Source organism: Anaerococcus murdochii, assembly GCF_019957155.1.
Classification (GTDB): domain Bacteria; phylum Bacillota; class Clostridia; order Tissierellales; family Peptoniphilaceae; genus Anaerococcus; species Anaerococcus murdochii.
This window is the reverse complement of record NZ_JAIPME010000002.1, coordinates 1,747,958-1,761,546: the sequence shown is the minus strand read 5'-3', so window position 1 is coordinate 1,761,546 and position 13,589 is coordinate 1,747,958. Positions and strand designations below refer to the sequence as shown.

Sequence of the window (13,589 nt, the reverse complement as noted above, 5' to 3'; positions counted from 1 at the left end):
TGCAAAGATTACAAGATAAGCTGACTTTTACTGATATTAAGAAGATTTGAATAGTATAATACTTATATGATAAGCAAAAAAATTAAAATTAGCGGAGAGAAAATAAATAAAAACGACCTTGTTTTAGATATCGAAACTACTGGACTTGATTTTAAAAGAGATAAATTGGTACTTTTGGGTCTCGTTAAAAAAGAAAATAGAAAAACATATATTTACCAGTACTTTGCAGAAACAGATGATGAGGAAATTAGGCTTTTAGAAATATTTCTTAAAGAAATAGGAAGTAAAAGGCTTATAACCTTTAATGGAGATAATTTTGATATTCCATTTTTAAATTCAAGGATTCTTGCCCATAAATTAATGCCTGTATTTCCTGAAAATAGCTTAGATATATATAAAATTATAAAGTGGAATTCAAAGTTTTTTTCTTATGATTCTATGAAACTAATGGATATGGAAAAGCTCATAGGTATAGAAAGAGATGATCCTAGCCGATATAAGGTAATTAGTAAGCTTACAGATGATATGATTACTAGAAATAAACCCTATCCTATACTAAAACATAACGAAAATGATCTAATAGCTACTGAAGCACTATCTGACATAGAAGATTTCTACATTAATAAACTATCTATAAATTCTAAAATAGGTAAATTTTGGATTGTAAAGGCAAATATAAACAAAGATATTGGGAACTTCGAGTTTATATCAGAAAATGATTTAAAAGACCTATTTGTTGCTGAAAATAATTATCAGATTGTTATATATGATAATACCATCAAACTTAACCTTCACGTATTATATGGACGTTTTGATGATAAAAATACTGGTTTTGTAAGCATTAATAACTTTAATCTAAAAAATTTTTCAAGCATTGAAATTAATGATAAGCTTTTAGTAATTAGAGAAAATTCAACTTATAACTATAAAAACATTCTAAATCTATGTAAAGAAATAATAGAGAATCACTATTGATTCTCTATTTTCCAATCTATTTCTTTTATATTATTTTTCTTTAAAAATTCATTAGTCTTTGAAAAAGGTTTTGACCCAAAAAATCCATGCCTAGCTGATAAGGGTGAAGGATGAGCTGATTCTATTATTAAATGTCTTTGATTTGTAATTAAAGACTTTTTACTCCTAGCAAAATTTCCCCAAAGTATAAATACTAGGGGATCTTTTCTTTCATTAAGAAGACTAATAATCTTATCAGTAAAAATCTGCCAACCTATAGATTTATGGGAATTTGGTTTTTTTTCTTCGACAGTAAGGCTAGCATTTAGTAATAGTACGCCCTGCTTTGCCCAAGAAATTAAAGAACCATTTGATGTCGGTTTTATACCCAAGTCAGTTTCCATTTCCTTGTAAATATTTCTCAATGATGGAGGAAGTTTTGCTCCTTCATTTACAGAAAAGGAAAGACCTTGAGCTTGACCATAATTATAATATGGGTCTTGACCAAGTATAACAACTTTTGTGTCCTTATAAGAGGAAAGCTCAAGGGCTTTAAAGATTTCTTCTCTTGGCGGATATATATTTTTTTCATAATAGGCCTTATCTAAAAAAGATTCTATTTTTTTGAAATACTCTTTTTCAAATTCATCTTTTAGTATAAGATCCCAATCGTTATTTATCCTCATGAATAAAAATTATATATACTATCATTAATCCACATCCCAAAGTTACAAATATATCCGCAACATTAAAGACTGGAAAAGAAAAAAATGAAAATTCTAAAAAATCAACAACAAAACCATTTACAAATCTATCATAAAAGTTTCCCAAAGCACCAGAAATAATCATTGCAAGGGCTGTATTTAAAATAGTAGGATTTGTCTTATAAGACTTATAAAAATAATATAGTAAATAACATACTATAGCTATAGTTATAATTAAAAAGAAAATTCTTTTATCCTGCAATATTCCAAAAGCTGCTCCTCTATTTTCTAGGTATGTTAGGTTAATGAAAGGGCTTTCTATTGGGTTTTCTATAAAATTGTTAACTGCATATATCTTACTAACTCTGTCTAAAATAAGTCCTAAGATAATAATTATTATATATATCATTTTACTTTCCTGTATATTATGTGATAATTACCTTTTTTGCTATAACCATCTATACTATCAAAAACAAATCTTCCAAACCTTCTGACAGAGATTAGGCATCCTTCATCGACTTGGTAGGATGGATCATCAATTATTTGAAAATTAACTTTAACCAGTCTTGCTTTCACAATTTCCTTAGCCTTGGTTCTTGATGTTGATAAAAATAAGCTAAGTAAATTATCAAGCCTTAAACTAGAAACAAAACCATTGTATGAATCATAGCTAGGTACAATCAAGTCAAGCTGTGCATCCTCCTTAAATTTAAGATTTACACTTTCATTTTTAATCTTTATTAGATTGAATTCTATAAAACTTGCCTGGTCAGTACTTATGACAAATTCAACTTTATTATCTAGTATAGAAATATCTCCAATATCATTCCTATCAATTCCTAGGCTTAAAAGTGCTCCTAAAACATCAGGGTGATGAATATCAGAAGCTTCAAATTCCAAAACACTGATGTAATTTGGCTCATATAGTGGTTCATAGTAATAGTTTGCAACAAAAATTTTTCTTTCAGCGTCAGGATTTCCACCCAAAAAGCAAATATCAATTGAATTTTTTTTAGCAATTTCTGCCAAAGTTTTTTGTTCAAAAGGATCTAAAAAGAAACTTTGAGTTTCTATTTTCTTATAAAAAGCCTTCTCTAAAATAGATAAGGCCTTTCTAATATTTGTTTTTTTCTGTTTGTCAGTGATATGATCTAAATTATATTCTAATGCCATAAAAACAAAAGATCGAACTTAATCGATCTATAGTTGGTTATAATTTCCTTCTGAAATTTGATCTGCTACATAAGAATCAATTTCAACGCCATTTGGTGTTATCACAAAGATTCCCTTTGTAACTTTCCTCATATTACCTTTAAGTGCATAAACTGCACCACTTACAAAGTCGAATATTCTCATTCTTAGGTCATTATCAACCATTTCTAGATTTAATACTACGACCCTATTTTTAAGGATTTCTTCTATAACCACTGGTCCATCGTTATCATAGTCTAAAGGTTCTTGTATAGATATTCTCATATTGCTACTCCTGGTAAAACTACCACTACTATTAATGCTCACTACCTTATCTTCAGTATTATCTGATTTAAATGAATTTCCAAATGAATAATCATCAGAAAAACTTGATTTGCTTGACTTAAATGAATCATCAGAATAGGTGTTATCTTTGCTATCATCTAATAAGTCGCTGTAAGTTGTTCTAGGTCTATTATCTTCTAGCTTATCATCTTCATCATCATAATACATTTGATCATCGTCATAATCATCATAATTATCATCGATACCAATGAATTCTTTAAATTTCTCAAACATTTTTATCATCCTTTGCTAGTTTTATCTACTATCATTATATACTAAAACGATTATAAAGTAAAAATTTAAAATTCACTTTTTATCTCCCTATTCATTAGATCATTTACTGAATCATTGCAATTCTTGTTGTTAAATAACACTTGGTAAATTTCATTTGTAATAGGTAGATCTATATTTTTATCTTTGGCAAGTTCATAAACAGACTTAGTTGTTGGTATACCCTCAACAACCATCTTTATTTTATCATTGAGGTCTTCGAGACTAAGGCCTTGGCCAACTAGGATACCTGCCCTATTATTTCTTGAATGTATGCTTGTTGCAGTAACAATTAAGTCACCGACTCCAGCTAGACCATTTATAGTCTTAAATTCGGCACCAAATTCACATGCAAACCTACTCATCTCATGTATTCCTCTTGTGATGAGGGCAGCCTTAGCATTGTCGCCATAACCAAGACCCTGGGCCATACCAATCCCAAATGCCAAAATATTTTTGATAGCACCGCCAAGTTCCACTCCAATTAGATCATTTGAAGAATAAACTCTAAAATAATCTCTAACAAATAGCTTTTGTATTTCTTCAGAAAGACTCATGTCTTCACTTGCAGATACTATTGTTGTAGGCATCTTCTTTATAACTTCTTCAGCGTGAGATGGTCCACTTAGGGCTACAAAAGAAATTTTTGGATTAAAATCTTTAAATATTTCAGAAATTCTTTTATGACTAGAAAGTTCCAAGCCCTTTGACAGATTTATTATTATTTTATCATCACTTAATAATCCTTCGCATTGTTTTAAAACATTTCTAACTTGTTGGGTTGGTATTCCGTTAACAATATATTTATTTTTAAAAATCTCTTTTAGATTGTTCGTTGCTCTGATATTTTTTCTTAATTCATTATCTGGAAAATATTTTGTATTTATATGGTCATTATTGATTGATGAAACAACTTTTTCATCTCTGGCATAAATGAGAACATCTTCCCTCTCTGCCAACAAGTCAGCTATTGCTGTCGACCAAGATCCAGCTCCTAGTATAGATATTGTCATCATATCCCCTAAAATAATTTATTTTCTTTACCTTCTATGATTCTTTTTATATTGTCTTTGTGTTTTACCACTATAATCATCGCAATAATTGATAGACTAAGACTAAAATAATTAAAACCATACTTATAAAAGCTTGCGCATATTGCAACTAGGCAAACACTTATAGATCCTAGAGAAACCATTCTTGATAATAATACTACTACAAAGAACACCGCAAACATACAAAGTGCAAATAATGGTTTGATGTAAATTAAAGCACCAAAAACCGTTGCTATGCCCTTTCCAGCCTTGAAATTAAGTAGAAAACTATACATATGACCTATAACAACGAAGAACATAGCTAGATACATTCCGTTTTCACCAGCTATTTTTCCGCCTATATAAGCAGCAACAGCACCCTTTAAGGCATCTAAAATGAATGTTAGTAGCCCTGCAGTCTTACCAAAATTTCTTAAGGCATTAGTTGTTCCTATATTGCCTGATCCCATGGATCTGATATCTTTTTTGTAAACATACTTACCGATAAAATATCCAAAAGGAAGGCTTCCTAAGCCATAAGACAAAAGAGCAATAATAAAATAAATCATTTTTTATCCCCTCGCTCCTTAAATACGAAGCTAAATGGTACTCCTACAAGGGAGTAGTTTTGTCTGATTTGATTTTCTAGGTACCTAGTATATGAAAAGTGTAATAATTCCCTATCATTTATTGATAACATAAATTTTGGTGGGCATGTTCCAACTTGACTCATATAGTAAATTTTTAATCTCTTGCCCTTATCTTGTGGTGGCTGATTTAATAGCATAGCATCTTGTAAGATTGTATTTAAGACTCCTGTCTTAATCCTCATCCTATAATTATTGTCAACAACCTCTATCATATCAAGTAAGGTATCTATCCTAGCATTATCTTTTACTGATATAAATACAATTGGAGCGTAAAGGGCGAAAGATAAGGTATTTCTTATTTCTTTTTCCATTTGAGCCATGGTATTAGTATCTTTTTCTACTAGGTCCCATTTATTTACAGCAATTATTATCGCTTTTTTATTGTTATGGGCATAACCAGCTATCTTAGCATCTTGCTCGGTAACACCAACCGTAGCATCAATCAAAAATAGACAAATTTCTGCACTGTCTACAGCGTCAAATGTTCTTTGGTTGGCGTAATATTCAATATTTTCCTTTACTTTCGATTTTCTCCTGAGACCTGCTGTATCGATTAGAACATAGTTGTGATCATTGTAGGTCCAGTAAGAATCAACTGCATCACGAGTTGTTCCTGCTATATCAGTTACAATCATTCTATCTTCATTTAGTAAGAGATTTACTAACGAAGACTTACCAGCATTAGGTTTGCCTATGATTGCTATCCTAGTTTCGTCTTCTAAGTTTTCATATTTGGAAAAATCTATAAATGAAATAACCGCATCTAGGAGGTCACCAAGCCCCTTGGCTTGTTCAGCTGAAATCATAATAAGGTTGTCAAATCCAAATGAATAAAAATCGTAGAGATCATCTGGAGTTTTCATATTATCAACCTTATTTGCAACTATAATTACAGGTTTATTGTATTTTCTAATCTCATTTGCTATATCAACATCATGAGGATTTACACCCTCCTTGCCGTCAACTACAAATAAGATTAGGTCAGTTTCAAGGAGGGCTTTTTCTACCTGACCCCTTATTTCAACATTCATCATGTCCTTGCTTGATATATCAATTCCGCCAGTATCAACAAGCAAAAACTCATTGTTTTGCCATTCAGCCTTATCAACTATCCTGTCCCTTGTTACTCCTGATACATCTTCTGTTATTGATTTTCTTTTTCCAACTAGGCGGTTAAATAAGGTAGATTTACCTACATTTGTTCTGCCTACTAGGGTTACTATTGGTAAAGCCATTTTCCCCTCCAATTCAATTATTAATTGTTATTCTTTAATAAATTTTTCTAACCTTCATAAGATTTTCTTTTTTTGCTCCCTTATCAAGTCTTTTTATATATAAAACTGATAAAACTAGCATTAAGATAACTGACCCTAAACTTATCAGATTAGTATCATATCCTGAGTTTTTTAGTAAAAATGAAGGCGCTAGAGCACCTATCATTACTAAAATAACTGGAACTACATAAACAAGAGCAGAAATTTTACTAATTTCATCGGCATCACTCTCTAAGATTACCTTATCTCCTTTATTTATGTTATCTGCAGAAAATATTTCTATTATTGTTGTTTTTCTTTCTGCGCAAGAACCGCTCGCAGCACATGATCCACATGCACTATTGCGGTCCACTTTTATTTTTAAATTGCCATTGTTATTTTCAAGGACTAAACCTTCTTTAGTCATTGCCATTAATTAATTCACCTCAATTTTATATTTAGTTCTTCAAGTGCCTTATCGTCCACTAAAGCAGGCGCTTCAGTTAATGGACATGTTGCAGATTGAGTTTTTGGGAAAGCAATTATATCCTTGATATTATCTGTTTTTGCAAATAGCATCAATAATCTATCAAGACCATAGGCAAGTCCTGCGTGTGGAGGTGTTCCGTATTGAAGAGCTTCAATAAAGAATCCAAATTTATTTTGTATATCTTCATCAGTCAATTTTAAAGCTTCAAATACCTTTTTTTGTAGGTCTGAATTGTTAATTCTAACAGATCCTCCACCCATTTCATCTCCGTTTATAACAATATCATAGGCTTGAGTTCTTACTTTTTCTGGCTCAGTTAACAATAAATCAATATCTTCTTCATTTGGCATTGTAAATGGATGGTGTTGAGCTACATACCTATCTTCTTCTTCGCTGTATTCAAACATTGGGAAATTTACTACCCAGGTTAGGGCATATTCTCTCTCGTAGAGGTCATTTTCCTTAGCAATTTTTACTCTTAATGCACCTAGTCCTTCAAGAACTGTCCTGTCCTTGTCAGCTGCAAGGAAGATTAGATCTCCATCTTTTGCATCTAACTTTTCTTTTAAACCACCAATGACTTCATCAGTTAAGAATTTTTTAATTGATGATTGCATACTTTCATTAAATTTAATGTAAGATAAGCCCTTTAGACCATAATCTTTTACAAAGTCAGTTAATTTATCTAATTGCTTTCTAGAATACTTATCTTCAAGTCCTGCAAAGTTAATTGCTCTTACAGACCTACCATCGCTTGTATTATCAGCAAATACCTTAAATTCACTATTTACGAAAAGCTCTGTTACATCTTGAATTTTGTAGCCGAATCTTAAGTCTGGTTTATCAGATCCGTAATATTCCATAGCTTCACTGTAATCCATTCTATTGATAGGTAGTTTTAAATCATAATCTGTGTAAGTATCAAAAAGAACCTTAAGTAGTCCCTCATTCATAGCTATTACATCATCTTGGTTAGAAAAGCTCATTTCAAGGTCTAATTGAGTAAATTCTGGTTGCCTATTTGCCCTTAAGTCCTCATCCCTAAAGCATTTTACAACTTGAAAATATCTATCAAGGGATCCAATCATTAAAATTTGTTTTAATAATTGTGGTGATTGTGGGAGAGCATAAAACTTACCTGCATTGATTCTTGATGGTACCAAATAGTCTCTTGCACCTTCTGGAGTAGGTTTTGTTAGAAATGGAGTTTCTACTTCAGTAAATTCATTTTCATAGAAATATTCTCTCATAGTTCTAACAATATCAGACCTAAGCTTGAGATTCCTTTGAACTGAAGGTTTTCTCATATCTAGATACCTGTATTTTAACCTTAGATTTTCGCTAACATCATCATCATCCTTGATATAGATTGGTGGTGTTTTTGCCTTATCAAGAATATTGATCTTATCAGCAATAATTTCTATATCACCTGTTGGTATATCGGGGTTTTTGCTTTCTCTTTCAAAAACTTTTCCCTTAACTTCAAGGACATACTCAGCTGATATTTGACGTGCTTTTTCGTAATTATCCTTATCGTCTTCTCTAATAACAATTTGGCTTATCCCTGTTTTATCTCTGAGGTCGATAAAAACCAAAGATCCAAGGTTACGCTTTTTAGCAACCCAGCCCATTAAAACTACTTCTTTGCCCAAGTCCTCTATTCTTAAGCTGCCACACATATGTGTTCTTTTAAATTCCATACTTCCTCCAATTATTGTAAAAATGGATTATTGTCTAATTCAAATCCTAGAGTGCTGTTTTCATTATGACCCGGGTAAATCTTTGCACTCCTATCGAGTTTGCCCAGTTTATTTATGATAGAGTCTTTAATCTCTTCAAAAGACCCACCTGGAAAATCTGTTCTTCCTACAGAAAGCCTAAATAAGGTATCTCCTGTAAAAATAGCATCTCCCAAAACAAAGGACATTGAGTCTATTGTATGGCCAGGTGTTTTTATAGCCTTAATATTATATTTACTAAATACTTCCCCATCCTTAAGGTAATGATCAATTGGTACTTCAAGCTTATTTATATGATATCCTAAATTAAAATTAGGATCTTCAGCCAGCTCTTTAGAGTCTTCTGAAGCATAAACATCCACACCAAACCTATCTTTATAATATTTCAAACCAGTTACATGGTCAAAATGTGTATGAGTTAGTATAATAAATTCTATTTTTATTTTATTGTCTTCTATAAACTTATCAAGCGCACTTGATGGGTAAGGACAATCTACTATAAATCCTCTCCCATTTTCATGGACTATATAAGTATTGGTCATAACAGGGCCTAGGGTAAATTTATTAATTTCCATTAAAATATCCTTTCACTATCAAGAATAATTGTAACAGGTCCGTCATTTACAAGACTTACTTCCATATGGGCTTGAAACTGACCAGTTTTTACGATGAAACCTTCATTTACTAGCTCATCACGAAGTTTTTCATAATAATCATTTGCTTTTTCAAGTCCGGCTGATTCGGTAAAAGATGGTCTATTGCCTTTTCTAGCATCACCATAAAGTGTAAATTGACTAACAAGGAGTATTTCACCACCTGTGTCCTTAAGGCTTAGGTTCATTTTTCCTTCTTCATCTTCAAAAATTCTTAAATTTGCTATTTTTCTTTTTATATAGGCAAGGTCATCTTTGTTGTCAGTATCTTTGACGGCTATTAGAATCATGTATCCATTTCCTATTTCAGAAATTAAGTCACCTTCTACTACAACATTTGCCTTTGTAACTTTTTGTATAATTGCTCTCATTAACTTTTCACCCTAAATACATCTGAGACAGTTTTAATTGTCTTTAGTTTCTTAATTACATTGTCTAATTGTTCTGTACTTGTAACTTCTATAACCAAGTCCATAATACCTGCATCACTGTCAGTCCTTGCGTTGATGCTTAAGATATTAACGTCAAAGGTTGACATCATCTTAGAAACCTCATATAAAATTGAGGGTCCATTTGCAGAAATAATTTGGATTTTAACTGGAAACTTATCTGTAGATAGGTTTTGCCAGTATACATCAATTAGTCTTTCTGGAGACTTTGAATTGATGATATTAGGGCAAGTTTTAACGTGGACTGATATTCCATTTCCCTTAGTAATAAATCCTATAATTGGATCTCCTGGCACAGGAGTACAGCATTTAGCGAACTTAACCTCAACATCATCCTCGAGATCTGATACCCTAATCTCGTTAGTAACTTGGGTATTAATTTCTTTTTGATTTATATCTAATGGTTTGCTTAGTTCTTCTTTTTTAAGCCCTTCCTTATCTTTCCTAATTAATTTCTGGCTTACTTGTTCGGCGGTAGTTTTGCCATAACCAACTGATGCATACATCTCATCTTCAGATGGGAATCCCAAATCGGATGCTATTTCAGCAAGCCATTCTTCCTTAAGGAGATATCTGTAGTTTTGCCTATATTTTTTAAGGTCACGAGCTACTGAAGATTTACCAATTTCAATATTTTCTTCCTTATCAAATCGCTTGAAAAATTGTTTAATTTTTGACTTTGCTTGGTTGCTTTTAACAATATTAAGCCAGTCTCTACTTGGTCCTTGAGAATTTTTACTGGTAATAATTTCTACCAAATCCCCAGTTTTTAATGGTTGGGTTATAGGAACCATTCTTCCATTAACTTTTGCACCAACACAAGAATTTCCAACTTCAGTATGGATTTTGTAGGCAAAATCAATTGCACATGAATTAATTGGTAAGGAATAAACTTCACCAGCTGGTGAATAGACATATATTTCTCTTGAGAAAAAATCTGTCTTAAGAGTCTCCATGAACTCTTCATTATTAACATCCTTACCGCCTTCTTGCTGCCATTCTACAATCTGCCTTAAAAAGCTCATTGCATCGTCAAACTCTGACTTTGTCTTTTTATTTTCTTTATAACGCCAATGGGCAGCTACGCCAAATTCACACTCTCTGTGCATCTTTCGAGTCCTAATTTGAACTTCAAAAGGTTTGGAGTCATCACCAAATACTGTAGTGTGAAGTGACCTGTAACCATTTGGTTTAGGTTGGCCAATGTAGTCTTTAATCCTATTTGGTATTGGTCTCCACAATGAGTGAACCTTACCCAAAACCGCATAACATTCAGCAATAGTATCAACAAGGACCCTTACAGCGGTAAGATCGTAAATTTCTTCAAAAGCAATCTTATTTCTTTCCATTTTTTTATTTATGGAATATAAAGACTTTGGTCTACCAGAAATTTCAAAATTAATATTTGTTGACTCAAGAGATTTTGTTAATGTATCAATTATTTCGTTGATGTAATTTTCTCTCTCACGTCTTTTTACACTTACCATTTCGGCAAGTTCATAGTATTTTTCTGGTTCCTGGTATCTAAAACAAAGATCTTCTAATTCCCATTTCAAAGAATAGATTCCAAGTCTGTGGGCAAGAGGCACATATATTTCAATAGTTTCATTCGCCTTTTGTAATTGTTTGGACCTAGTCATATATTCTAGGGTTCTCATATTATGAAGCCTATCAGCAAGTTTTATAAGGACTACCCTTACGTCATTTGCCATAGCCATAACCATTTTTCTAATATTTTCAGCTTGTTTTTCTTCTTTTGAAGTATAATTAAGATTTTTAAGCTTAGTAACTCCATCAACTAAAAAAGTAATTTCTTCACCAAACGCAGCTTTCATCTCATCTCTAGTAACATCAGTGTCTTCTAGGACATCGTGCATTAAACCAGCACAAATAGTTTCATCATCTAGTTTCATATCTGATAAATTAGACGCAACGGCAATCGGGTGGATAAAATAATCTTCTCCAGAATTTCTCTTCTGTCCATTATGGTGGAGAACGCCAAAATCATAGGCCTTTTTTATAAGATCTATGTTAGCGTGTGGATTATTTTTTAAAATTAGTTCTTTAAATTTTATAAATTCTTTATTAAAATTGGTTGCCATAAAATCACCTAATATCAATTAATTTTAGTTGAAGGGTTCTATTTCCCCTAAATTCATTCACATCTGGATAGTAAACAATATCAATTTTTTTGCCTAGAATATCTCCATTAAATTTCTCTTTTAAGTAATTATAATCATCTTCCGCCTGAAATTTAATAGCATTGTAGTAAGTTCCATTCTGAAACAAGGATAATCTTAAGGTATTTTTATCTTTACCAATCAAAGATATTGCTGCAATATCTACACCTTTATTTGCAAAAACCGGTCTAGAATTATCTTTCCCAAAAGGTTTAAATCTGTCTAGACTTTCCGCAAATTCTAAAGAGAGCTTAGAAATAGGAATTTGAGTGTCAATATTTATATAATCTTCTTTATCAGCCTTTGATAACTTTGAATTTTCGTTTAAAAATTTCCTAAATTCATCTATTTTTTTGATACTTATCGATAAGCCGCAAGCCATAGGATGACCTCCAAATGACTCAAGTTTATCAGCATAAGGACTTATTTTATCATACATATTGTAAGCAGGAATTGATCTACCGGACCCTTTAGCAAGACCTTCTTCCTTAGCGTTTGTAAGTATTATTGTTGGTCTAAAATATTTTTCCTTAATTCTACCTGCTACAATACCACAAATGGATTCATTTATATCTGGAGCATATACTATGATTACATCGTCCTTATCATAGGAATTTTCATTTATAATTTCAACAGCCGTATTATAGGCAGTTTCAGTTAAGGATTTTCTCTCGTTGTTAAGTTTAACTAAGTCCCTTGCCATTTCATATATTTTATCTATATCTTCTTCTACAAGTAGGTCTATGGCAAGTTTTGCACTTTTTAATCTGCCAGTAGAATTCATAAGAGGTCCTAGTATAAATCCAAGAGTGTATTCATCAATTTCCCTATCCCAACCAGTTTCATCGAGAAGTGCCCTTAGACCAATTTTTTCTGTCTCATTTAATCTCTTAAGACCTTCTATGACAAAAATCCTATTTTCATCTGTAAGTGAAACGATATCACAAACTGTGCCCATAGCCACATATTCTAATAGGGAATATAAATAATATTCATCACCGTCAAGTCTTTGATAAAGTCCTTGAATTAATTTAAAACTAACACCTGCTCCACATAAGTCATCAAATGGATAAGTAGAATCAAGTCTTTTAGGATTGATAACAGCATCAGCATTTGGGAGTATTTGATCAAGCCATTCATCATTTTCTTCTTTTTGAATTTGATGGTGGTCAGTAACTATGACATTAATTCCTGCTTCTTTTAGGTTATCAATTTGATCAAATCCCGTAATACCATTATCACAGGTAATTACTAATGAAACTTTATCTTGGATGGCTTGATCGCTCATTTTTGAAGATATCCCATAGCCTTCTTCGACCCTATGCGGAATGTCATAAGAAATATTGTCATAATAAAATAAAAGACCATCCATCAGAGTCATTACTGACGCTATGCCGTCTTGGTCATAATCTCCAAATATTCTTATCTCCCCACCTTTTTTCATGGTTTCAATAATCAAATCTACAGCCATATCCATGTCATTTAATAAAAAAGGATCATGGAGCTTTGATAATTCGGGATTTAAATACATATCTACCTTTGCTGGGTCAATAATATCTCTATTTCCCAAAACAAGGGCATCAAGTTTAGAGATATTTCCCAGCTTAAGATTGTTTATATAATTTTGTTTTTTGTTATAAATAAACCAGTTTGCCATATCTTCCTTTCAAGTAAATTATA

General features: G+C 31.9%; 14 protein-coding genes. 1 reads left to right on the top strand and 13 read right to left on the bottom strand.

Annotated features, from left to right (window positions below; all coding sequences use genetic code 11):
- Positions 1–66 precede the first annotated feature (66 nt).
- Entirely contained in the window at positions 67–975 is a 909-nt protein-coding gene (locus K8P03_RS08910) for a ribonuclease H-like domain-containing protein (RefSeq protein WP_223420338.1), read from the top strand.
- On the opposite strand, the gene K8P03_RS08905 is transcribed toward K8P03_RS08910, so the two are convergent.
- From K8P03_RS08905 to recJ, 13 genes are all read right to left on the bottom strand, one after another.
- On the bottom strand, positions 969–1,640 hold the full coding sequence (locus K8P03_RS08905; RefSeq protein ID WP_223420337.1) for a uracil-DNA glycosylase: 672 nt from the start codon (positions 1,638–1,640) through the stop codon (positions 969–971). The two genes, K8P03_RS08910 and K8P03_RS08905, sit on opposite strands and share 7 nt — an antisense overlap.
- A complete protein-coding gene (lspA, locus tag K8P03_RS08900) occupies positions 1,627–2,067 on the bottom strand; it encodes a signal peptidase II (RefSeq protein WP_223420336.1) in 441 nt (146 codons plus the stop codon). The genes K8P03_RS08905 and lspA overlap by 14 nt, the downstream gene beginning before the upstream one ends.
- On the bottom strand, positions 2,064–2,831 hold the full coding sequence (locus K8P03_RS08895) for a YlmH/Sll1252 family protein (protein WP_223420335.1): 768 nt from the start codon (positions 2,829–2,831) through the stop codon (positions 2,064–2,066). Before K8P03_RS08895 ends, lspA begins: the two co-directional genes overlap by 4 nt.
- A gap of 27 nt (positions 2,832–2,858) precedes the next feature.
- The gene (locus K8P03_RS08890; protein WP_223420334.1) at positions 2,859–3,428 is read right to left on the bottom strand and encodes a cell division protein SepF; all 570 of its coding nucleotides are present in this window, start codon (positions 3,426–3,428) and stop codon (positions 2,859–2,861) included.
- 65 nt (positions 3,429–3,493) lie between these two features.
- Entirely contained in the window at positions 3,494–4,477 is a 984-nt protein-coding gene (locus tag K8P03_RS08885) for an NAD(P)H-dependent glycerol-3-phosphate dehydrogenase (protein ID WP_223420333.1), read from the bottom strand.
- Positions 4,478–4,485: 8 nt separating this feature from the next.
- Positions 4,486–5,064, bottom strand: coding sequence for a glycerol-3-phosphate 1-O-acyltransferase PlsY (gene plsY, locus K8P03_RS08880; protein ID WP_223420332.1), 579 nt, complete (start codon positions 5,062–5,064; stop codon positions 4,486–4,488).
- Positions 5,061–6,380, bottom strand: a complete 1,320-nt coding sequence (der, locus tag K8P03_RS08875) for a ribosome biogenesis GTPase Der (protein WP_223420331.1) — start codon at positions 6,378–6,380, stop codon at positions 5,061–5,063. The genes plsY and der overlap by 4 nt, the downstream gene beginning before the upstream one ends.
- Positions 6,381–6,414: 34 nt before the next feature.
- Complete coding sequence (locus tag K8P03_RS08870; RefSeq protein ID WP_223420330.1) at positions 6,415–6,831, bottom strand: SoxR reducing system RseC family protein; 417 nt, start codon at positions 6,829–6,831, stop codon at positions 6,415–6,417.
- An 8-nt stretch (positions 6,832–6,839) separates the two neighbouring features.
- Positions 6,840–8,588 (bottom strand): aspartate--tRNA ligase, encoded by a 1,749-nt coding sequence (aspS, locus tag K8P03_RS08865; protein WP_223420329.1) that lies wholly within the window; start codon positions 8,586–8,588, stop codon positions 6,840–6,842.
- 11 nt (positions 8,589–8,599) lie between these two features.
- Positions 8,600–9,202 (bottom strand): MBL fold metallo-hydrolase, encoded by a 603-nt coding sequence (locus K8P03_RS08860; RefSeq protein WP_223420328.1) that lies wholly within the window; start codon positions 9,200–9,202, stop codon positions 8,600–8,602.
- Entirely contained in the window at positions 9,202–9,651 is a 450-nt protein-coding gene (dtd, locus tag K8P03_RS08855; RefSeq protein ID WP_223420327.1) for a D-aminoacyl-tRNA deacylase, read from the bottom strand. The genes K8P03_RS08860 and dtd overlap by 1 nt, the downstream gene beginning before the upstream one ends.
- A complete protein-coding gene (locus K8P03_RS08850) occupies positions 9,651–11,831 on the bottom strand; it encodes a RelA/SpoT family protein (protein ID WP_223420326.1) in 2,181 nt (726 codons plus the stop codon). The genes dtd and K8P03_RS08850 overlap by 1 nt, the downstream gene beginning before the upstream one ends.
- A 4-nt stretch (positions 11,832–11,835) precedes the next feature.
- Positions 11,836–13,566, bottom strand: a complete 1,731-nt coding sequence (gene recJ / locus K8P03_RS08845; protein ID WP_223420325.1) for a single-stranded-DNA-specific exonuclease RecJ — start codon at positions 13,564–13,566, stop codon at positions 11,836–11,838.
- Positions 13,567–13,589: the final 23 nt, after the last annotated feature.